Origin of the sequence: Bacillus sp. SKDU12 (assembly GCF_010093085.1) — a bacterium.
GTDB classification, from domain to species: Bacteria; Bacillota; Bacilli; order Bacillales; family Bacillaceae; genus Bacillus; species Bacillus mexicanus.
Genome location: NZ_MSRC01000006.1, coordinates 123,270 through 143,472, shown reverse-complemented (window position 1 = coordinate 143,472; position 20,203 = coordinate 123,270). Strand labels below are relative to the sequence as shown.

Sequence of the window (20,203 nt, the reverse complement as noted above, 5' to 3'; positions counted from 1 at the left end):
CAAAAAGCAGACGGAGTCGATCGGCTACACAAGCATTTAGAAGGAAATCTATAGAGGGAAACAGTTTTTCCTATCAGCTGAACTTTCTCTTCTCGATTTAAAAATAAATAGTGATAATGATTCTCATTGCGTGGTATACTATCTCTTGGATATGTTATTCTTAGAAACTGCATACAGGAGACTTGACTATATGAAAAAATCGCTGATTATTGTTACAGTTTTGCTTCTTTCTGTTTTAACAGCGGCCTGCTCATCTTCAAGCGGCAATCAAAACAGCAAAGGAAATAAAGTTGAAATCACACATGATTTAGGGAAGACAAATGTACCTGAGAATCCGAAGCGGGTTGTTGTACTTGAGCTTGGTTTTATCGATACGCTGCTTGATCTCGGTATTACGCCTGTCGGGGTTGCCGATGACAATAAAGCGAAGCAGCTGATCAACAAGGATGTGCTGAAGAAAATAAACGGCTACACATCTGTCGGCACTCGTTCACAGCCAAGCATGGAAAAAATCGCTTCGTTAGAGCCTGATTTCATTATTGCTGACACGACCCGGCATAAGAAAATATACGACCAGCTGAAAAAAATTGCGCCGACGATTGCGCTTGATAACTTAAACGCTGATTATCAGGATACCATTGACGCTTCCCTTACGATTGCAAAAGCAGTCGGCAAGGAGAAGGTAATGGAGAAAAAGCTGACAGCGCATGAAGAAAAGCTTAGTGAGACTAAGCGGAAAATCAATGTTAACAGCCAGTCTGTCCTTTTGATTGGAAATACAAATGATACGATTATGGCCAGAGATGAAAATTTCTTCACATCAAGACTTTTAACATTGGCCGGCTATCGATATGCGATCAGCACATCGGAAAACAGTGAATCAAGCAATGGCGGCGATTCAGTGAACATGAAGATGACGCTGGAGCAGCTGCTGAAAACAGACCCGGACGTGCTCATTCTGATGACAGGGAAAACAGATGACATCGATGCGGACGGCAAACGCCCGATTGAAAAGAATGTGCTTTGGAAGAAACTGAAGGCAGTGAAAAACGGACATGTGTACCACGTGGATCGCGCGGTGTGGTCGCTGCGCCGCAGTGTGGATGGGGCGAATGCCATTTTGGATGAGCTTCAGAAGGAGATGCCGGCTGCTCAAAAATAAGAAACAGACAGGCGAATGCCTGTCTGTTTTATTTAATAAAACCAGATAAGTGGTTGTTTATATTATAGTCTTTAATCCGCCATTTCTCTTCTGCAAATTCTATGTTGCTGAGGCAGGCGTTGACAAGGCGTGTGCCTTGAAGATCTGGGTCACCGCCGGAAATTTCCGTCAGCAGTGCGTGAATCGCTGCGCCGTGCGCGACGATCAGCACCTTTTGATTTGGATACGCCTGGTTTACTTTTACCAAACCGCCCATCAGCCTGTCAGTGAGCTCCTCCAGCGTTTCCATATTCGGATAGATTTTATCCGGATAGCGCTTTGTCCGTTCTTCCAGCAGCATACCCTCCGCATCGCCGTAATCACGTTCCTTAAAATCATCCATTTCGACAATTGGAAGATGCAGAAATTCGTTAATGATTTCTGCGGTTCTTTTTGCTCTTTTCAGCGGACTCGTGACAATCACATCCCACGTGAAATCCTTTACGTATTCTCCAGTTTCTCTTGCTTGGCGTTCACCTGTCGCGTTTAGCGGGATATCGGTTTTGCCTTGGCATTTTTGCTGCAGATTCCAATCAGTTTCTCCATGTCTTACTAAGCAAACGGCTGTCATAAAATCCCCTTCCTGACTTTGATCATACCGCTATTATACTAAACCAAAGCAACGCATCCTATGAAAAAGCCTACGCCAGAATCTCAAATAATAAAGCCAGTCCGATTCCGCCGCCGCTTCCGATGGCCGCAACCGCATATTGACAGTCTGTCCGTCTTTGCACTTCATAGAACAATCTGGTTACAAGAGCTGCACCTGATGCGCCGTACGGATGGCCGAGAGCTAACGCACCACCGCACACATTGATTTTTGAAAAGGGGATGCCGAGTTCTTGCGAGCAGACACAAATTTTGACAGCAAAGGCTTCATTGATTTCATATAAATCGATATCGTCAGGTGTTAGATTGTGTGTGATGAAGAGATTACGAATCGCATCAATTGGTGCAGCGGACGGATATTGTGGGTGAATCCCGCTGACAGCACTGCCGATAAACCGGAGCACAGGCTGAAGTCCTAGCGCTGCCGCTTTTTCTTCTTCCATGACAAGGAGTGCGGCAGCTCCGTCTGAGATACCGCTGCTGTTCGCCGCAGTAACTGTTCCGGAGCTGGTGTCGAAAACCGGTTTTGCGCGGGAAATCAATGCTTCTATCGGCCGTTTTTTCAGAAATGCTTCGTCCGTTTCTAATTCTCCGAGAGGAACAATTTCTTCACTGTAAAATTCTCTATCATGCGCGTTTCGGCTGCGTTCATGGCTGAGAAGCGCATATTCATCCTGCATGCTTCTGCTGATGGAATAGCGTGCTGCCGTATATTCCGCTGCGAGGCCCATGTCGGGATCGCCGATAAAATCAGGAGAAAAGCGGGCCCGTTCTGAAAAAGGCGATTGGCTGCTGCTTTCTGAGCCGCCCGCGATATACATCGTACCGGCTCCCGCTTGAATGAGAGTGCAGGCATAGCGCACAGCTTCAAGGCCGGAGCCGCACTGTCTGTCAATCGTCATACCTGAAACCGATAAAGGCAGTCCGGCTTGGAGAGCTGACAGCCTGGCGAGATTGCCGCCTCTGCCGGTCGCGTTTCCGAGAATCACCTCGTCAATTTGATCCTCTAGCTTTTGGCTGAGACAGCTGATGAGAGGAGCCGCCAAATCCTCTGGGAGAAATGGCTTCAGCAGTCCGTTTTGTTTTCCGAAAATCGTGCGTTTTGCATCAACAATCACTGCGTTCAAGTTATTGCATCCTCCTTTAGCCACTTCTTCACGCTGGAACGGGCGATTTTTCCGCTGATCGTTTCTGGCAGGCAGTCTGTGAACACCCATTTTTTCGGGATTTTATAGGATGCCAGCCTTTGTTTGCACCAGGCTTTCAGCTTTCTGGCATCCGTGTTTCCATGAATGACAGCCACAGCAATTTCTCCCCAATATTCGTCTGGGATTCCAACGACAGCAGCGTTTTCAACCTCTGGACATGAGAGAAGCATACGTTCAACCTCTTCTGGGAAAATATTCAGCCCTCCATATACGATCATGCCGTTTTCTCTTCCTGATATGTATAGAAAACCATCCTCATCAACACAGCCCATATCATTAACTGTCAGCCAGCCGGATTCATCAGGTGCGCTGCCGTTGACATAGCCGGAAAACCGCATCGGGCTTTTGACAAATATTTTTCCGATTTCTCCTGGCTGACAGCATTCCCCCGCAGCATTGCGAATTTCAATCTGGACATTGTGAAACGGGCGGCCGGCTGAATCCGGCTTCTGTTTGCTGTCTTCAGGCGAGGAATATGTCACAAAGCTAAGCTCTGAAGTGCCGTAAAAATCGTATAGCTTGAGGTGAGGCCATGCAGCGGTAAGCTTTTTCTTAGATTCTGCCGGCCAGTCTGCACCAGATGAAATGATTTTAAGTGAGCTGTCCGGAAAGGCGTTAATCCGAGAGAGGGCATCTGTCATCGTTGGAACAGTATAGAGAACGCTGATGGATTCACGGCTTAGCCACTCCTTCGTTTGAACAGGAGAGAATTTTTTCAGCAAGCAAACTGTTCCTCCGAGAAACAAAGTGCTGATAGCCCCGTATAGGAAGTGAGAAGAGATTAACGTTCCGGGAATCAGAACTTTATCCTGTGATGAAATTGAAAAGGATGCTTCCGTACACGCAAAGCTCTCCATCCATGAGCGGTGAGATCGAGTGAAGGCCTTCGGTTTTCCTGTCGAGCCTGACGTAAACCCCATATAAAAGGGCTGTTCTGGATGAATGACAGGTGCAGGATCAGCCGATGCCTCAGAAATGTCCGCCATACAGTGATCCAGCAACATAACAGGTGTCTGGCTATCGGCTAGTTTGTTTTTGAAAAAGGCTGAAGTAATCAAAAGATCCGCATCGCTTATGGACAGCCGTTCCTTGCATTCCGCCGCGCTCCAGCGTGTATCGATTGGGATTGCTGTGCATCCTGCCGCTGCAGCTCCGGCAAACAGCTGTAAAAACGCCGGGCTGTTCGGGAGCAGGATCGCTACACGGTTCGGAATGTTTGGCAGCGACCGCAGCAAATTTGCGGTTTGAGAGACAAGACGAGCCCAATCCCAGTACGTGATTTGCTCTGCTTCAGTTTGGATCGCCATACGGCAGGGCGATGCTTCGGCAATAGATGAATAGGGGTGCGTAATGCTCATGATATGTCAGCCTCCTTTTGTAAACATCGTATCAGAGAGAGACAAGGCTTGAGTGACCTTTATCGCCAGAAACGCAGATAAAGCCGCTTTGATCAGATCACCAGGCACAAACACAAGGCTTGTGAAGGCGGCCTGTGATAAATCAATATGCAGCATAAAAGCCTGTACAGGGATACCGAGCAGATAAATGAAGATAATGCCAAATGCGATATGAGTGAAAAAAAGACGCCATACAGTGATCTGGCGCAGTCTGCATACAGCTAAACTGATCAGCCCCGAAGCGAAAGGGTAAGCGATTAAGAAGCCTGCGCTTGGTCCGAAAAAAACGCCAAATCCGCCTCGCCCGCCAGGCAAAAGCGGCGCTCCAAAGGCGACCAGCAGCAAAAAGACAAGCTGGCTTAAGAAAGCTGATTTAGGTTTAAGGATGCTGCCTGCCAGCATCACACCAAGCGTTTGCAAGGTAATCGGCACCGGTGTAAAGGATAAGAAGAGAGGGGGCATAAAACCCAGCACAGCCATCAACGCGGTAAAAATGGCAATATGCATCATGTCTATTAGTCTCAGCATGTAAAATCCTCCAAACAGTAATAAAATATGGTTATACAATAAAGGCAGGCCGCTATTATGTCAACTTATTTTTCGTTTTGGTTAACATTATAGGCGTGAAAAAACCGGCTGCATGGCAGACCGGTTTTGATGTTTATTCTTCTGTCAGAATGACGAGTGAATCAACAGAAGCGGCCACGTGAGAAACGGCGCGGCTGACCTCCTGAAGCCCTCCAAGAAAGGCCTGTAAATCGACATCAATTTTGCCTGATTGCTCCTTGCTGGTTTTCATGCTGTAGACAATTTCATCGAATAAGCGGTTAATTTGCGTCATTTTTTCTTTGCTTTCACTAACTAGCCCATTCACATCTTTGATATGTTTTGACACGATGTTGATTTGTGTGTTCGTATTGTTTACAAGCTCAGACACAGTAGAGACGGTTTTTTTCGTGTCCTCAGAAAGCTTTCGCACTTCGTTTGCCACTACGGCGAAGCCTTTGCCGTGTTCGCCGGCACGGGCAGATTCGATAGAAGCATTGAGTGAGAGGAGGTTTGTTTGTTCAGCAATGCCTGTGACGATGCCGAAGATTTTTTCAATTTGCTGTGCGATTTCATCCAGCTTAATCATTTCTTTTTCGATGTGGACAAGGCTTGTATCAATTTTGTCCAGCTGTTTTTGCTGATTTTCAAGCTCTTTTTTTCCGCCGATCGACTTTTCTTCAACAGTGCCGGATGTCACTGTGCCAGCTTTGGAGGCTTCAGAAATGTCCTCAGATTTATCTACAAGCTCTTGAACAGACCTGCTCGTTTCAGAAAACAGATTGGCAATCGACCCAGAGGTTTCTTGAATCTTCTGATGAAGCAGGTTTTTCTTTTCCTCTTGCTCATCACGTGTGTGGTTGTATTCGCTTTGAAATGATTCAAGGACAAGCTGCTGTTCTAAGTTTAAGATTTTAGTTGTCGCCTTGATCGCTTTCAGCAGCTCTTGCTGATTTGTAATCGACGCTTCGTAAATGTTAATCATTGACAAAAGAAGCTCTTGAAATGCGCCCATATACCATTTTGGCAGAAGTCCGATTTTTAAATGAATAGAGGCGATCCGATTTCGCTTTTCAATGAATTCATCATCGATAACACCGGAAAACATTTCCTGAATATGCCGTTTTAACGTTTGTTTTAAACGGTCAACTGAACTGTGGTTATTGATGATATCCATCAATGAGCTTTCGTGGTCAAGGTTTTTATAAAACGCATCTACGATGTGTACAATGTTTTCTTGAATTAATGGCTGAAGCTGCTCTAGAACGTAAAGCTCGGCATCTCCTAATCTGACCATTTTGAGCTGTTTTTTAATATCTGCATGTTTGTTTGTGAGCTGAATACGGTTTTTTTGTTGTCCATTTGAATTAGAAAAATAAGCTGTTTCTTGTCTTCGATCTTTTTTAAATAACAATCCAGTGATCCCCCTTGGGAAAAATAGTGTTTAGTTTTTGGCTTTTTAAGCCTTTTTCTTTTTTATCGGCCAAGAGGAACACGAATGAAGATGCTGAAGAAAAATATTTACAAAATTGTTCATTAAAATGAACAGTTTACTCGAGATCTATTTGTTTTAATGGTTTGACGGCAGGTCCCTCCACAACCTCGCCGGTTGGCTTAAAGCGTGACCCGTGGCATGGGCAATCCCATGTATGCTCGCTGTCGTTCCACTCAACCTCGCAGCCTAAATGGGTGCAAGTCGTATCGACGAGGTGGAGGCAGCCTGTATTATCCCGAAAAGCTCCTGCACGCCTGCCGTTTATGGTGACGGCTTTCCCTTCTCCTCGCGCAATCTCGTCAAATTGAACATCAGGTTTTTCAAGCTTTCCTTTAATCAAATGTTTGGCGACATCGGCATTGTAGGAAATCACTTTCTGCACACCAGGATGTAGATGAAAGCGCGACGGCGTGAAAATGCTCTCGTATGGATTGTCTTTTTTCTCCACAAGGTCTGACAATAGAGTGGCTGCGATCCCTGATGACGTCATGCCCCATTTTTTGAATCCGGTCGCGACAAAAATATTGTCTTCATTTTCCGACATCGGCCCGATAAACGGAATGTTGTCAATTGTCACGAGATCCTGAGTGGACCAATAATAGGGAATGCTCTCGATGCCGATCATGCTTTCCGCTATTTGTCTCAGTGATTCGTAATGGGTCGACATGTCGTTTCCTTGGCCGGTTTTATGGCTTTCTCCGCTGAAGAGAATCAGTTTTTCTCCGTTGACAATGGTATAGCGGAGCGCCACTGACGGCTTATCAATGCTCAAATACATGCCCTCTGGGTAGGCGATCTTCGGCTTGATGGCGAGGACATAGGATCTGTCAGCGTACATTCTCGCCGCATATAATCCGCCTCCATCATAAAAAGGGAAGTGGGAACAGCATATGATAAAGCGGCTTTTAATAGCGTGCCGGCTTTTTGTAATGACTTGAGGCCTTTCGCCTTTTTTGATATCAAGCGCAACTGTGTCTTCAAATATCCGTCCGCCCTTTTGGACAATCTGCTCAAGAAGCGCCTTTAAGTATTGCAGCGGATGAAATTGAGCCTGATTTTTCATGACAAGCGCCAGCTTAGAATCAACAGGAAGCGGAATATCCTTGATAAGGCCTCTTTCAATGCCAAGCTTTGTGTAGGCCTCATGCTCAGTACGGATTTTTTGCACAGCGTTTTCTTCTGCTGTGTAAAGATATGCGTCTTGCTCGATCCATTCACAATCAATTTGATGTTCATTCACAATATCTTTTATGTAATCAATTGCATGTTGGTTTGCTTCATAATACAGCCTCGCGTGATTCAATCCGAAATTGCGGATAAACTCATCGTAAATCATGTCATGCTGCGCGGTAATTTTAGCGGTTGTGTGGGCTGTGGTGCCGTTGAGGATCTGATTTGCTTCAATCAATACGACACGAAAGCCTCTCTTTGTGAGTTCATACGCTGTTGTGATTCCGGTAATTCCGCCCCCGATAATGGTGACATCACATTCGGTATCCTCTTCAAGGACAGGAAAAGAAGGCAGGTCAGTTGATGTTTTCCAGTAGGTTTCAGGTGCTTCCTTTGCAAAATATGGATTAGCCAAGCTATGATACCTCCAATCAGATTTATTCTTAATTTTTCCATATTCTATCTTTTCATACATAGGAAGCAGGCATTGTTCATAACCTAATAAGGTTGAAAAGGAGTGATTTCAGTGGCGAATCAAAAAAAGAAAACATTGCCGCCTCAGCACCAAAACCAACAGCCGGGCTTAGAGTATCTCATGGATCCCCGTCCGGTTTTTGATAAGCCGAAAAAAGCGAAAAAATTAGAGGGCAAAACCGCAATTATTACTGGAGGAGACAGCGGAATCGGACGCGCTGTATCGGTGTTATTCGCAAAAGAAGGGGCTAATGTGGTCATTGTGTATTTGAATGAGCATCAGGATGCCGAGGAAACAAAGCAGTATGTAGAAAAAGAAGGGGTGAAATGCCTGCTGATTGCAGGAGATGTCGGAGATGAAGCGTTTTGCAATGATGTAGTCATGCGGGCAAGCCAAGCGTTTCCATCCATTGATATACTGGTTAATAATGCAGGTGAGCAGCATGTCCAGCCAAGTATTGAAAAAATCACGAGCCACCAGCTGGTCAGAACCTTTCAAACAAATATTTTCTCCATGTTTTACTTAACAAAGGCAGTGCTGCCTCATTTGAAAAAGGGAAGCTCTATAATCAATACCGCCTCAATTACTGCCTATAAAGGCAATAAAAAGCTGATTGATTATTCGGCGACAAAAGGAGCGATTGTTACATTTACAAGGTCCCTTTCCCAGTCGCTCGTTCAGCAGGGCATACGGGTCAATGCTGTAGCGCCGGGTCCCATTTGGACGCCGTTGATCCCCGCAACCTTTTCCGCTAAGGATGTGGAAGTGTTTGGTTCAGATGCGCCGATGGAACGACCGGGACAGCCGGTGGAAGTAGCGCCAAGCTATCTATATCTTGCCAGCGACGATTCCACATATGTTACAGGACAGACCATTCACGTCAATGGCGGAACGATTGTGAATGGGTAATAAATAAAAAGCCAATCCTCAAGGATTGGCTTATTCGCTCTTTTTAAGTGTTGCATATTCTTTAGAGTGCGTGATAAACGCATCTTTATCTTTTTTATCTAAGGCTTTGTTGATTTGGTCCGCCAGTATGGCAAGTCTCCGCTTATACAAGGATTCATCGAGCACCATTTGAATGTAGACATCCGTCATTGTGACTTCAAATTCTTTTGTTTTTTGCGTGTTTCGGGATTTCATGAGCTCAGTGTACGTTTTTTTCTCTTTCATAAAAAATCCCCCCAATGCCTTTTTTATAGTATATGGATAACAGTGAAAAAAATCAATAAATTTTTATAATTTTTAGACAACTAATACTTGGTAATTACCGACATATGTTGCAAGATGTCATCTTCCTGAAGATTATATGAAGTAAAATCGGTTTATTACTAGTGATTTAGTACTAAAAAATATCATTAAAAGATAATTTTAGCTTATTTGGTAAAAAAACCTGTCGTTTTATAAAAACAGATGATAGATTATTAGTATGAATTTTGCAGAAATAGGATGGAGGTTATAATATGAGTCAAAAAACAGACGCACCTTTAGAATCGTATGAAGTAAACGGCGCAACAATTGCCGTATTGCCAGAAGAAATCGACGGAAAAGTCTGTTCCAAAATTATTGAAAAAGACTGCGTGTTTTACGTCAGCATGAAGCCGCTGCAAATTGTCGACAGAAGCTGCCGGTTTTTCGGATCAAGTTATGCGGGAAGAAAAGCGGGAACTTATGAAGTGACAAAATTTTCCCACAAGCCGCCGATCATGGTGGACCCTTCGAACCAAATCTTTTTATTCCCCACACTTTCTTCGACAAGACCCCAATGCGGCTGGATTTCCCATGTACATGTGAAAGAGTTCAAACCGACTGAATTCGACGATACAGAAGTGACGTTTTCGAACGGCAAAACGATGGAGCTGCCAATCTCCTGTAATTCATTCGAAAACCAGGTTTACCGGACAGCGTGGCTCAGAACCAAATTCCAAGACAGAATCGCACAGCGTGTGCCGAAACGGCAGGAATTTATGCTGTACCCGAAGGAAGAGCGGACGAAGATGATTTATGATTTTATTTTGCGAGAGCTCGGGGAGCGATATTGAAAAACAGAAAGGAGCTGTCCAAACAAGACAGCTCCTTCTCCTGTCTTACGCCGTTGGAATTCCTCCGGTGATGCCATATATCTGAGATGTCACATAGCTTGAATTCTCTGAAGCTAAAAACACATAAACATCTGCCAATTCTGCCGGCTGTCCAGCTCGATTTAGCGGTGATGGAGGTGTGCTTTGACCGAATGTCGGAATGTTTTCCGTCGGCTGGCCTCCGGAAATTTGCAACGGTGTCCAAATTGGCCCAGGCGCTACTGAATTCACCCTAATGCCTTTGGAAGCCAGCTGTTTTCCCAGTCCGACGGTAAAGCCGATAATGGCGTTTTTTGTCGCAGCGTAATCTAAAAGCATCGGGCTTGGATTATAGCCTTCAACTGAGGTTGTGGTAATGATTGACGCGCCCTCCGGCAAATAAGGAAGGGCTGCTTTTACAACCCAGTAAAGGGAAAAGACGTTCACTTCAAATGTTTTATAGATTTGATCAGTAGGCAGGTCTTCGATGTTTTCGACTGCTTGCTGTTTGCCAGCCACCAGTGCCAATACATCCAGACCGCCGAGATTCTGCTGCGCCTGTTTGACTAAATCCTGACAAAAGGATTCGTCACTCAAGTCTCCGGGAATCAGCACTGCTTTTTGGCCTTCTGCTTCAATCAGTTCTTTTACTTCTTCAGCATCAGGCTGTTCCGCAGGCAAGTAGTTAATGGCTACATCGGCGCCTTCCCGTGCATAAGCAATCGCGGCAGCGCGGCCGATACCGGAATCGCCGCCGGTGACAAGCGCTTTTCGTCCAGTCAGCTTGCCAGATCCTTTGTAGCTTTTTTCCCCGCAATCCGGCACCGGCTTCATGTTCTGCTGCAGGCCGGGCGGTTCTTGATATTGTTCAGGAAATTCGTCATGAAAAAATGCTGTTAATGGATTGCTAAGATTAGAATCTGACATTATCAATGCTCCTTTTTTTATTGGTGTATATTCGTATGTGTACCCCTGAGCATATAGAGAAAAACATGTCTTGGCAGTTTGAACGCTGAATGACAAGAAAAAACAACTCTCCTTCCATATTTATCTTGTCTAATATGACGATATGAATTACGATGAAATCCATCTGTAAAAAAACGAAATATTGGATATGAAGGGAGTATATCATCATGAAAAAAATGGCGGCGGTTTTGCTGTCACTCGGTCTTGTCTTCGGTTTTTCATACGGAGCTGACCATGTGGCGGAAGCCAAAACAAAGGTGAAGGTCTATAAGAACTGCAAGGAGTTAAACAAAGTATACAAAGGCGGGGTGGCACGCACGTCGAAGGCGAAAAACAAAGGCGGAAAAACGAAGCACAAGCCATATGTCTCTAATGCGCTTTATGACGCCAATAAAAAGCTCGATCGCGATAAAGATTTCATCGCCTGCGAACGTTAACCAAAAAAAGCAATCTGATGCCAGCCAGATTGCTTTTTTTATAATTTACGCCGCTTGATCAGCCGCAGCGCTTTTCGCTTTTCTTGTCAAAAAGCTTACTGCTGTCATGACCGCAATATTCAAAAGCAGGGCGACTATGCCGATATTTACATCTTTTGCGGCTTGCGGCAACGCCGGAAATAAGGTGCCGATCGTCGTTTCCGTTAATGTAATATAAGAAACTGCTCCGACACCTGCAATGATGCCGCAGAAGGCTCCTTGCTTCGTCACCATATTATGCTTAAACAGGCTGAACAAAAGGGCCGGAAATAGTTGTGTGACAAGGCTGTAGCCCATCAATAGCAGTGTAACGATGGTATTCCCGCCTTTGAAGGTAAAGTACACCGAAATCAGGGCGATCACTGGCACTAAACATTTAGCAAGCATCGATATTTGTCGTTCTGTCGTGTGCGGCACGAACACTTTGTACACATTTTTTGCAAACAGCGTGGAGGCGGACATCAAAATCATAGACCCAGGCACAAGCGCCGTCAGCAGTCCAGCCGCGCCGATAATCCCGACAAACCAAGGGTCAAACGTTTGCAGAGATAGTCTCAAAAGCGAAAGATCACCGTCTGCGCCGTTTAAGCCAGGAACTTGCAGGATGGCCGCAAAGCCGACGAATAGGACGAAGAGCAGGACTAGTTGGTATAGAGGCATAATAATAGCGTTTTTGCGAAAGACTTTTGGGTTTTCGGCTGAATACGAAGCCGCAAATGTATGAGGCCACATGTAAAACCCAAGTGCTGTCAAGAGCACTGTTGAACTGAACCATGCCGTGCTTTGCCCTGTTTCGGGAAGCGTAAGAAAGCCCGGCTTTGCCGCTTCGATCTGCTGAAACATATTTTGAAATCCGCCGTAGTAATGGATTGGCAAATACACACCTAAAAACAGAACAACAACCAAAATCATAATATCTTTCACCACCGATATCCAGGCAGATCCGCGAATGCCGGAGGTCATAACATAAACGGTGATGGAAATAGCGCCGATCCAGATCGCGGCAGTCGGGGGAATTTTGCCGTACGATGTTTCCGATACAATCAACCCGAGACCTTTCAGCTGCAGCACAAGATATGGAATGAGTGCGGCGATGCCGACTAGCGAAACGAAAACACCAAGCAGCGGACTGTTATATTTTTTTGTGAAAAAATCAGACTGTGACATCAGCTTATGCTGTTTTGCGTATGTCCACACTGCTGGAAGAAGCCAATAAGAAATAATATAGGCCAGACAGCCGTAGGCGATGATGTAAAAGGCCGGTCCACCTTTCCCGTAGGCCCAGCCGCTTCCGCCGAGAAATGTAAAAGTGGTATAAATTTCGCCAGCCATCAATAGGAAGACGAACACGGTTCCGAAGCCGCGGCCGCCAACCGTCCATTGCTCAAGGTCCATGTCTTTTCCTTTTTGGGCGCGAATGCCGAGAAAAATGCTCATAAGCAGAACGCCAAAAATGATGATGAGAGCTGTGTTCATTCTGCTTCCTCCTTTTTGTTTTCAGTATCGAGGACATACACAACCGCCATCAATACAGAGGTCAAAAGAGCCCATATCACGATATAGGCAAGAATAAATGGCATACCAAACACATAGGGGGTTACTTGATTTGCAAAAGGGATGCCGAGTAAGAGTCCGATAAAGGGCAAAGCGGCGAGAACGTGAATCAGTTTCATAGAATCCTCCTTTTAATTTAGGGTGGGGTATGCAGCGCATTGAAAAAGCATGCCGCGGCGGCACATGTCATATTTTGAGGTGAAAGACTGTGGTAAGAATTATAAATAAATTTATTTTGTTTGTATAGTGTGAATTGTCTGAAATTTATTTCTGGAATTGCCCGAAGAGGGTGCGGGCAGTATGGGAGAGTGCAGAATGATCCAAAAGACTCATGGTTTGTCTGGCGCAAATAAATAGAGCGTTAATAATTCGTTGACCTGCTCCCGTATACGCGGATTAAAATAGCGATGCTTTTCTTCATAACCATTGATCACAAATACATAAAGCGTAAAGGCTTCATCACGCTCCGCCTCGTGGATCGAAATGTTTCTTTTTCTCAGTTCTTTTCTGACTTCCATCAAATCCTTTTGTGCTAATTTTAGCGATTCGCTGATAAGCTGTTTATAAGGATGTTTCAATTTTAATGTGCTTTGTTCAAGCCCTGCGAGATCACGATTTAAAATCGTAATGGTCATGGGCAAAAAGAGAGCCTGTTCAATTAAATCGTATAGGTCCTCCTGCAAATTCGGCATGCTGACTCCTTCTTTCTTAAGGGAACATTTGTTCTAATATATTCTATATCGGCTCATGATATGTTTCAAGACAGAAAATTTCACCAAAACTTTTTAGTTTTCTGCTGATAATGTGTAGAATAAGGATAGACAAACTCGGTGAGGAGTATAAATGTTGGAGCATTTTTTATCCTATTTCACACAAGAACATGTAACTGAATTATTTCAGAGCTATAGGTCTTTCGGTCCGTTTATTGCTATGCTGCTGCCTTTAATTGAAGCATTTCTCCCGTTTTTGCCGCTGATCGTGTTTGTGGTGGCAAATACGAACTCGTTTGGCCTGTGGGAAGGATTCCTCCTATCTTGGGCAGGATCAACTGCTGGATCTATCCTCGTGTTTTTGATTGTCCGTCAATACGGACAGCGAAAATTACTTGGTTTTATCCGCAGTCACCCTTCGGTTAGAAAGCTGATGTTATGGGTAGAGAGACATGGCTTTGGTCCTGTGTTTCTTCTGCTTTGTTTTCCGTTTACACCGTCCGCTGCGGTGAATGTTGTTGCCGGTTTGTCAAGGATCGGAACGCGGTCTTTTATTTTGGCGACAGCCTCGGGAAAGCTTGTCATGATTTTTATGATCAGCTTTATCGGATATGATCTTCACGCGCTGATTACACAGCCGATTCGAACAGTTATTGCCATATTGGTGATCGCTGTCTTATGGTATGTCGGTAAAAAGGCCGAACGGCATCTGCATATGAGAGCCAGTCAGCGTGAGCATGATGGAGGGAGGCAGTAACATGAAAAAACGGTTTTGGTTTCTTGCCGGTATAGTGTCCGTCGTTCTCGCCATTCAAGTGAAAAATGCCGTCTTCATTGATTACAAGGTGGAAGGCATCAGTATGAATCCGACCTTTCAGGAAGGAAACGAGCTGTTGGTCAATAAATTTTCACATCGATTTAAAACCATCCATCGTTTTGATATTGTCCTTTTCAAAGGTCCTGATCAAAAAGTGCTGATTAAACGGGTAATCGGCTTGCCTGGTGAAACGATCAAATATAAAGATGATCAACTGTATGTGAATGGAAAGCAGGTTGCTGAACCATTCTTGAAGCATTTGAAATCTGTTTCTGCCGGGAGCCATGTAACGGGTGATTTTGCCTTGAAAGATGTGACAGGAACAAACAAGGTGCCGAAAGGGCAATATTTTGTCGTGGGAGATAATCGCATATACAGCCTAGACAGCCGGCACTTTGGTCCGATAAGAGAAAAAAAGATTGTCGGTGTAATTTCTGATGCTGAATGAAAAAGACGCTAATGGATGAGGCGTCTTTTTTTTGGTTGATTAGAAAAATTTCGCGGCAAGGCTATTTCGCGATCTTGTGACGAAATGGAAGAGAGTCTTCACGGGATTTTTACATAAAAAAACACGCAATGGGATGCGTGTTTTTTACTTTTTTTCTTTCTTTTTCAGGATGATAAGGTAAATCAAATTCCCGCCGACTAAAATTGTAAGTGGCAGTCCGGGAGAGCCGGATGTCACGAGATTATAAATCAGCCAGATTCCTAAGCATATTCCATAATATAAGTGCATGATCTTCTCAGGATTGTCGCGCAGCAAAAGAGTCACTCCTTCCCATCTGCTATAAGTGTATCATGGAAGGATTTTGTTTCCCATTATGCGTTGCTGCTGATTGAGTTCTCTTTGCCTTTTTTTTCACCGTGAAGGTGGTGAAGCAGACGATAAAACGGCGGCAGCAGGGCAATGACAAGAATAACGCGAATGACCTGAACCGCAACGACAAAGGTGGAATCGGCATGCAAGGTAACAGATGTCGTTGCCATTTCCGCAATTCCGCCGGGTGCAAAGGCCAGAACAGAAGTGATGAGCGAGATTCCTGTCAGCTTGGAAACGATCACGGCGCTTGCAAACATAGCTGCAATTAAACCGACGGACGAGACAAATCCGACAATGATAATGCGGGTGACGCCGGAAAACATACTTTTGTACATTTTAGAGCCGATCGTTGCCCCGAGAAATACTTGTGACACATGGTTAGCTTGTGACGGCCACCAAGCTGTCATGTCGTGCCCTGTCACCGCAGTTCCGCCAACATGTACAATTGCTGCACCGAGCATGCTGCCGAGCAGCCATGGCGCAGGAAATTTTAAATATTTCGCAGCTTTACAAGCACCCCACGCAGCGAGAATCAGAACAGCGGTCCATAAAACGGGAGCAAGCCTAAAATCTGTTGTTGCTGAGGAAAGCGTTTTTGCTGCGGCACTTGCCGATTGATCTTGTTTCGTATAGATCATAATGACCAAAAATGGAATAGAAAGCACCACAAGCAGTACCCGCATCATTTGAACAAGGCTGACAATGGCGGTATTGGCGCCGACCTCCTGCGCGATGCTCGGCATAGCGGACAGTCCGCCGGGAGCCGTGCCGACAAAGCTTGTCATCATATCCGTTTTGCTGAAACGCCAAAGAACATATCCTGAAAGCATAGCCAGAAAGATAGATAATAACAGCATCACGCTTACTGAAAACCAATGGTCTTTGAAGACAGAAAGGACGGATAAGTTCAGCTTTTGGCCTAATTCAATGCCGAGAATCATCTGCCCGAGGGCGAGCCATCGGCGGTTGATCCCTTTTTGGTCCGGCGCCATCATCAGCCATGCCGGCCGTATCATGGCGAGGCAGCAAGCAACAATCAGCGTTCCTATCATCCATCCAATCGATATTCCGGTTAATGAAAGAATAAACCCCCCAGCTGCACTGATTGCGATAAACCATAGATCTTTGAGGAGATTTTCGTCTTTCTTCAATGTAAAACCCTTCTTCCTTTTCACGTAACATTCCAATTGTTCACGTACTGAATATATGATTACTATAGTATATTTTTAGTGATAAAGAAATTACAAATTATTTTCTATTACCCATTCACTTTTCTTATGACTCTGTGTTCGAGCTTCTCGATTGTGCAGATCAGATAAAAACCGGTTGCCAGCAAACAGACGGAAAGGGAGTAAAAAATTACTTCTCCTCCAAAAGATGTTAGGATCAGCCCGCCTGTTAGAGGGCCGATTGAGCGGGAAATATCCCAATGCAGACCATATACTGCATAAAACCGGCCGAGCAGATGAGGCGGCGCCAATGTCGAAATAAAGGTCTGAATGTGGGTTAATCCGATGCTTTCGCCCACAGTCATCACTGCTGCCGTCACTAACAGCATTGTCAGGGAGGCAGCGCATGCAAAGCCTGCAGCCGCAAGAGAATAGCAGATATATGTGATGCAAAGAATCATTTTTATTGAAAGCTTCTCAGTCATTTTGACAAGAGGAACTTGGAGGACAAAGCTGAATAAAGCTTTTACCGCTGAGTAAATAGTCAGCATGGACAGATAATCAGAAAATATGTTTTTGCTGAACAGCCTGTAGGTTGTTTCTGTTTGTGCGTATAACATGCTGATAGGGAGAGAAAGCACTAACAGAAGCAGTACAGGTCTGTATATCGTAAAGCCCGCGGAAAACTGCGATGCGCCAGCTGTTGCGCCCGGCTTTGTTTCCTGCAGTTTTAGTGCGGCAATCAGAAAGTAGATGAACAATGCCGCGGCATCTAAAGCGAATATCCATACGGGGTTATACTTGTACAGTAGCATCCCGGCTAGCGGCCCTGCCGTCAGGCCTGCTGAATAGATTGCATTGATGACCGCAAACACTTCTGAGCGTCTGCTTTCCGGCGTGCTTTCTGCAATTTGGGCGCGGGAAGCTGGAATGTACAGTGATCTTCCGATGCCATTCAAGACGTAGAGAAAGGCGAAGACAGCCGCATGTTCAGCAAATACAAACCCAGTCATGGCCGCTGATTGCAGAAGCAATGCGGTCAGAATCGCCGTGCGCCGCCCAAGCTGGTCTGTCACCCGTCCTGCAACGAGCGTCAGGAAAATATCAGCAAATGGCTGAAGGCTGATAATCAGCATTGGAATCATGACACTGCCGTTTAATTGTTCATGCAGATACAGCACCATAAAAGGGCCTATCATTGCACCTGTCAGGCTTGTCAGCATTTCGCCGAAAAAGCGGAGCCAAACGGGAGCGGTATATCTCGATTTTATAGATTGAAAGCTGGTCAGCATGTGATCGCCGCCTTTCGCTGTTTGGTATAGTAGTAGTGTATAGAAGGGGCGGCGGCCCAAAAAGTGAAGAAAAAAAGAGAAAAAGTTTCCCCTTTTGTCGGGAGGTGCGGGGATTGAAGCTGATTGAGCATTATGTGGCGCTTGTAAAAACAGGACTCGCTGCAGCGTATGGGCAAATGAACGAAATGACGCTCGCTGAAATAGCTGACGGTTTATGTTGTACAGAAAGAAATGCGAAGCTCATCTTGAATAATATGGAAAATAAAAAATGGATCAGCCGGGAAAGCGGGGCGGGGCGCGGCCGTAAATCAAAAATTGCGTTTCTTCGCCGGCCGGAGGATCTGCTTCTTCAAACAGCCAAGGCATATACAATGGCCGGGAAGCTTGAAAAGGCAAAGGATCTGCTTCAGCAGTATCAGTCTGCGTTTCCGGGGCTTCAAAACGAATATAGTATGTGGCTTTCTGAGGCATTCGGTTTTGTGACGGAGACCGGCGGAGACGGTGAAAAGGATGTGCTAAGACTGTTCATCACCCCTGAAGCTGTCAGCAGCTTGGACCCGTGCCGCATTTTTTTGCGATCTGAAGGACATTTCGTGAAGCAGATATTTGATACACTGCTCACGTTTGATTCGGATATGCAGGAGCCGAAGCCTCATTTGATCCATGGATGGGAAGAGGACGGAAAAAAACGATGGCGTTTTTTTCTTCGAAAGGGAGTGTCCTTTCATAATGGGCAGCCGCTGACAGCGCGTGATGTGGCGTTTACGTTTCAGCGCTTTTTGACACAGGCTGACAATCCATATAAATGGCTATTACACGGAGTAACGCAAATCTTAGAAAATGGGCCTTATGGTGTGGAACTCATACTGGATAAGCCGAATGCACTTTTGCCGTATGCTCTTTGTGATGAACGGCTGTCGATTCTATCAGCAGAACAAGGCGGCGGGGTCAATGGAACAGGACCTTTTCGCGTCAATCGGCATTGCGATCAGATGCTTGTGCTGAAAGCCAATGAGCGCTACTTCAAAGGACGGCCTTTTTTGGATCGCGTTGAGTTTGTCTTTTCTGAACAAGCCAGAGAGATGAACGGTTTTACCATTCAAGAAAAACTAGCATGTTCTGATCGGCAAACGGTTTTTGAGGAGCGGCATGTTCAGTATCTGTCACTCAATTTGAAAAAGAAAGGACCTCTTCAGGACCGAAGCTTTCGAAAAGCGCTCCGCCTGCTGATTTCCTCTGAACGGCTCGTTCGTGAAGCGGGAGGTCATCGTAAAATCCCGGTTACATCTTTTTTGCATCCAAGTTCTTTTGAGTGGGAAGACGTGTCTCCCTCTGAATTACTGAAGCAGAGCGGATACGAGGGAGAAACGCTCGTGCTCTATACCTTTTCGGAAACGGATCATCGTGAGGATGCTGAGTGGATTCAAAATGTTTGCACCCAACATGGCATCAGGCTTACACTTCAATTCTGTGATGCTGCTGCTCTGCGGCGGCAAGAAATCGTGCAGATGGCAGATATCATACATGACAGTGCGACGTTTTATCAAGACAGTGAATTTGGTTTTCTGCATTTGCTGCTGTCGGAAAATAGTTTTTTGTGTCAGCATCTATCTGAAAAGCAGGAACAAATATGCTCAAACATGACAGAACAGATATTTTCAATACCTGACCGCTCGTCGAGAATCCAAACGCTGCAGGATATAGACCGCCAGCTTATACAGGCATTCAATGCGATTCCGCTGTATCAAAGTGTGCTGCACGTGACATCAAGTGAGAATGTGAAAGGCCTGATGCTTGATGAAGAGGGATGGATTGATTTGTACGCCGTATGGCTGTCCAAATAAAAAAGAGGGTGCGTTTTGAACCCTCTTTGTGCGTTAAGACGCTGCCATGCTGCGGCATTGTTCGGCACATCTAAAGCAGGACATCGCACATGCTTGGCAATGATCGTGCTCATGTTTTTCACATTCTGTGCCGCACGCTTCACAAATATCGGCGCAAAGTGCGCAAATTTCTTTCACAAACGGGCTGTCCGTTTGCATGGCTTTGACTGCCAGCGCGCAAATATCCGCGCATTCTCTGTCAAGCCGTATGCAACCGCTGAGATTGTGCTGCGCGCTTTCTTCCAGGCATTTTGTAAAGCAATAATTGCAAGCCTGCATACAATCGATGCTAGCCTCAATACAAGCTTCGAAATGTTGCTCCATAGTTAATTTCCCCCTGTATAGCAGTGTATGG

General features: G+C 45.3%; 21 protein-coding genes and 1 pseudogene. 7 read left to right on the top strand and 15 right to left on the bottom strand.

Annotated elements, in window-relative coordinates; genetic code table 11:
- Positions 1 to 190 precede the first annotated feature (190 nt).
- Positions 191 to 1,162 (top strand): ABC transporter substrate-binding protein, encoded by a 972-nt coding sequence (locus BTW01_RS05575; RefSeq protein ID WP_162102037.1) that lies wholly within the window; start codon positions 191 to 193, stop codon positions 1,160 to 1,162.
- Positions 1,163 to 1,190: 28 nt separating this feature from the next.
- Here the strand turns inward: BTW01_RS05575 and phoE are convergent, their stop codons facing one another.
- The 7 genes and pseudogenes from phoE to BTW01_RS05545 form a co-directional block, all read right to left on the bottom strand.
- A complete protein-coding gene (gene phoE, locus BTW01_RS05570) occupies positions 1,191 to 1,772 on the bottom strand; it encodes a phosphatase PhoE (protein WP_162102036.1) in 582 nt (193 codons plus the stop codon).
- Positions 1,773 to 1,842: 70 nt separating this feature from the next.
- Positions 1,843 to 2,937, bottom strand: a complete 1,095-nt coding sequence (locus BTW01_RS05565) for an acetyl-CoA C-acyltransferase (RefSeq protein ID WP_162102035.1) — start codon at positions 2,935 to 2,937, stop codon at positions 1,843 to 1,845.
- Complete coding sequence (locus BTW01_RS05560; protein WP_162102034.1) at positions 2,934 to 4,376, bottom strand: acyl-CoA synthetase; 1,443 nt, start codon at positions 4,374 to 4,376, stop codon at positions 2,934 to 2,936. The genes BTW01_RS05565 and BTW01_RS05560 overlap by 4 nt, the downstream gene beginning before the upstream one ends.
- 6 nt (positions 4,377 to 4,382) lie before the next feature.
- Positions 4,383 to 4,943, bottom strand: coding sequence for a biotin transporter BioY (locus tag BTW01_RS05555; protein ID WP_162102033.1), 561 nt, complete (start codon positions 4,941 to 4,943; stop codon positions 4,383 to 4,385).
- Positions 4,944 to 5,076: 133 nt separating this feature from the next.
- On the bottom strand, positions 5,077 to 5,874 hold the full coding sequence (locus tag BTW01_RS18680) for a methyl-accepting chemotaxis protein (protein WP_419724062.1): 798 nt from the start codon (positions 5,872 to 5,874) through the stop codon (positions 5,077 to 5,079).
- A gap of 9 nt (positions 5,875 to 5,883) precedes the next feature.
- A pseudogene (gene hemAT, locus BTW01_RS18675) lies at positions 5,884 to 6,258 on the bottom strand (heme-based aerotactic transducer HemAT); the annotation flags it as partial.
- Positions 6,259 to 6,511: 253 nt separating this feature from the next.
- Entirely contained in the window at positions 6,512 to 8,041 is a 1,530-nt protein-coding gene (locus BTW01_RS05545; protein ID WP_162102031.1) for an FAD-dependent oxidoreductase, read from the bottom strand.
- A 111-nt stretch (positions 8,042 to 8,152) separates the two neighbouring features.
- On the opposite strand from BTW01_RS05545, the gene BTW01_RS05540 reads away from it, so the two are divergent.
- The gene (locus tag BTW01_RS05540) at positions 8,153 to 9,010 is read left to right on the top strand and encodes an SDR family oxidoreductase (protein ID WP_162102030.1); all 858 of its coding nucleotides are present in this window, start codon (positions 8,153 to 8,155) and stop codon (positions 9,008 to 9,010) included.
- Positions 9,011 to 9,040: 30 nt separating this feature from the next.
- On the opposite strand, the gene BTW01_RS05535 is transcribed toward BTW01_RS05540, so the two are convergent.
- Positions 9,041 to 9,274, bottom strand: a complete 234-nt coding sequence (locus tag BTW01_RS05535; RefSeq protein ID WP_162102029.1) for an IDEAL domain-containing protein — start codon at positions 9,272 to 9,274, stop codon at positions 9,041 to 9,043.
- A gap of 290 nt (positions 9,275 to 9,564) precedes the next feature.
- Here BTW01_RS05535 and comK point away from each other — a divergent pair, with 290 nt between their 5' ends.
- Positions 9,565 to 10,143 carry a competence transcription factor ComK gene (comK, locus tag BTW01_RS05530; RefSeq protein ID WP_162102028.1) on the top strand — a complete coding sequence of 193 codons (579 nt, stop codon included), beginning with the start codon at positions 9,565 to 9,567 and terminating at the stop codon, positions 10,141 to 10,143.
- A 45-nt stretch (positions 10,144 to 10,188) separates the two neighbouring features.
- Here the strand turns inward: comK and BTW01_RS05525 are convergent, their stop codons facing one another.
- Positions 10,189 to 11,088, bottom strand: a complete 900-nt coding sequence (locus tag BTW01_RS05525) for an SDR family oxidoreductase (RefSeq protein ID WP_162102027.1) — start codon at positions 11,086 to 11,088, stop codon at positions 10,189 to 10,191.
- Between the two features lie 206 nt (positions 11,089 to 11,294).
- On the opposite strand from BTW01_RS05525, the gene BTW01_RS05520 reads away from it, so the two are divergent.
- Positions 11,295 to 11,564, top strand: coding sequence for an excalibur calcium-binding domain-containing protein (locus BTW01_RS05520; protein ID WP_162102026.1), 270 nt, complete (start codon positions 11,295 to 11,297; stop codon positions 11,562 to 11,564).
- A gap of 45 nt (positions 11,565 to 11,609) precedes the next feature.
- On the opposite strand, the gene BTW01_RS05515 is transcribed toward BTW01_RS05520, so the two are convergent.
- The 3 genes from BTW01_RS05515 to BTW01_RS05505 all read right to left on the bottom strand — a co-directional run bounded on the left by BTW01_RS05515 (position 11,610) and on the right by BTW01_RS05505 (position 13,849).
- A complete protein-coding gene (locus BTW01_RS05515; protein ID WP_162102025.1) occupies positions 11,610 to 13,079 on the bottom strand; it encodes a sodium:solute symporter family protein in 1,470 nt (489 codons plus the stop codon).
- Positions 13,076 to 13,276 (bottom strand): DUF3311 domain-containing protein, encoded by a 201-nt coding sequence (locus BTW01_RS05510; protein WP_162102024.1) that lies wholly within the window; start codon positions 13,274 to 13,276, stop codon positions 13,076 to 13,078. The genes BTW01_RS05515 and BTW01_RS05510 overlap by 4 nt, the downstream gene beginning before the upstream one ends.
- A 210-nt stretch (positions 13,277 to 13,486) precedes the next feature.
- The gene (locus BTW01_RS05505) at positions 13,487 to 13,849 is read right to left on the bottom strand and encodes a hypothetical protein (protein ID WP_162102023.1); all 363 of its coding nucleotides are present in this window, start codon (positions 13,847 to 13,849) and stop codon (positions 13,487 to 13,489) included.
- A gap of 151 nt (positions 13,850 to 14,000) precedes the next feature.
- On the opposite strand from BTW01_RS05505, the gene BTW01_RS05500 reads away from it, so the two are divergent.
- Positions 14,001 to 14,624, top strand: coding sequence for a TVP38/TMEM64 family protein (locus BTW01_RS05500; protein ID WP_162102022.1), 624 nt, complete (start codon positions 14,001 to 14,003; stop codon positions 14,622 to 14,624).
- A gap of 1 nt (position 14,625) precedes the next feature.
- Positions 14,626 to 15,132 carry a signal peptidase I gene (gene lepB / locus BTW01_RS05495; protein ID WP_162102021.1) on the top strand — a complete coding sequence of 169 codons (507 nt, stop codon included), beginning with the start codon at positions 14,626 to 14,628 and terminating at the stop codon, positions 15,130 to 15,132.
- A gap of 371 nt (positions 15,133 to 15,503) precedes the next feature.
- On the opposite strand, the gene BTW01_RS05490 is transcribed toward lepB, so the two are convergent.
- The gene (locus BTW01_RS05490) at positions 15,504 to 16,655 is read right to left on the bottom strand and encodes an AbrB family transcriptional regulator (RefSeq protein ID WP_162102020.1); all 1,152 of its coding nucleotides are present in this window, start codon (positions 16,653 to 16,655) and stop codon (positions 15,504 to 15,506) included.
- Between the two features lie 107 nt (positions 16,656 to 16,762).
- On the bottom strand, positions 16,763 to 17,965 hold the full coding sequence (locus BTW01_RS05485) for an MDR family MFS transporter (RefSeq protein ID WP_162102019.1): 1,203 nt from the start codon (positions 17,963 to 17,965) through the stop codon (positions 16,763 to 16,765).
- Between the two features lie 113 nt (positions 17,966 to 18,078).
- Between BTW01_RS05485 and BTW01_RS05480 the strand changes: the two genes are divergently transcribed.
- Positions 18,079 to 19,809 carry an SgrR family transcriptional regulator gene (locus tag BTW01_RS05480; protein ID WP_162102018.1) on the top strand — a complete coding sequence of 577 codons (1,731 nt, stop codon included), beginning with the start codon at positions 18,079 to 18,081 and terminating at the stop codon, positions 19,807 to 19,809.
- Between the two features lie 33 nt (positions 19,810 to 19,842).
- On the opposite strand, the gene BTW01_RS05475 is transcribed toward BTW01_RS05480, so the two are convergent.
- Complete coding sequence (locus BTW01_RS05475; protein ID WP_162102017.1) at positions 19,843 to 20,172, bottom strand: four-helix bundle copper-binding protein; 330 nt, start codon at positions 20,170 to 20,172, stop codon at positions 19,843 to 19,845.
- Between the last annotated feature and the right edge of the window lie 31 nt (positions 20,173 to 20,203).

Coding starts and splice junctions, on each gene's coding strand:
- BTW01_RS05575 (WP_162102037.1), top strand. CDS start 191: ATGAAAAAATCGCTGATTATTGTTACAGTTTTGCTTCTTTCTGTTTTA.
- BTW01_RS05485 (WP_162102019.1), bottom strand. CDS start 17,965: ATGCTGACCAGCTTTCAATCTATAAAATCGAGATATACCGCTCCCGTT.
- lepB (WP_162102021.1), top strand. CDS start 14,626: ATGAAAAAACGGTTTTGGTTTCTTGCCGGTATAGTGTCCGTCGTTCTC.
- BTW01_RS05525 (WP_162102027.1), bottom strand. CDS start 11,088: ATGTCAGATTCTAATCTTAGCAATCCATTAACAGCATTTTTTCATGAC.
- BTW01_RS05475 (WP_162102017.1), bottom strand. CDS start 20,172: ATGGAGCAACATTTCGAAGCTTGTATTGAGGCTAGCATCGATTGTATG.
- BTW01_RS05510 (WP_162102024.1), bottom strand. CDS start 13,276: ATGAAACTGATTCACGTTCTCGCCGCTTTGCCCTTTATCGGACTCTTA.
- comK (WP_162102028.1), top strand. CDS start 9,565: ATGAGTCAAAAAACAGACGCACCTTTAGAATCGTATGAAGTAAACGGC.
- BTW01_RS05560 (WP_162102034.1), bottom strand. CDS start 4,376: ATGAGCATTACGCACCCCTATTCATCTATTGCCGAAGCATCGCCCTGC.
- BTW01_RS05520 (WP_162102026.1), top strand. CDS start 11,295: ATGAAAAAAATGGCGGCGGTTTTGCTGTCACTCGGTCTTGTCTTCGGT.
- phoE (WP_162102036.1), bottom strand. CDS start 1,772: ATGACAGCCGTTTGCTTAGTAAGACATGGAGAAACTGATTGGAATCTG.
- BTW01_RS05515 (WP_162102025.1), bottom strand. CDS start 13,079: ATGAACACAGCTCTCATCATCATTTTTGGCGTTCTGCTTATGAGCATT.
- BTW01_RS05500 (WP_162102022.1), top strand. CDS start 14,001: ATGTTGGAGCATTTTTTATCCTATTTCACACAAGAACATGTAACTGAA.
- BTW01_RS05505 (WP_162102023.1), bottom strand. CDS start 13,849: ATGCCGAATTTGCAGGAGGACCTATACGATTTAATTGAACAGGCTCTC.
- BTW01_RS05535 (WP_162102029.1), bottom strand. CDS start 9,274: ATGAAAGAGAAAAAAACGTACACTGAGCTCATGAAATCCCGAAACACG.
- BTW01_RS05555 (WP_162102033.1), bottom strand. CDS start 4,943: ATGCTGAGACTAATAGACATGATGCATATTGCCATTTTTACCGCGTTG.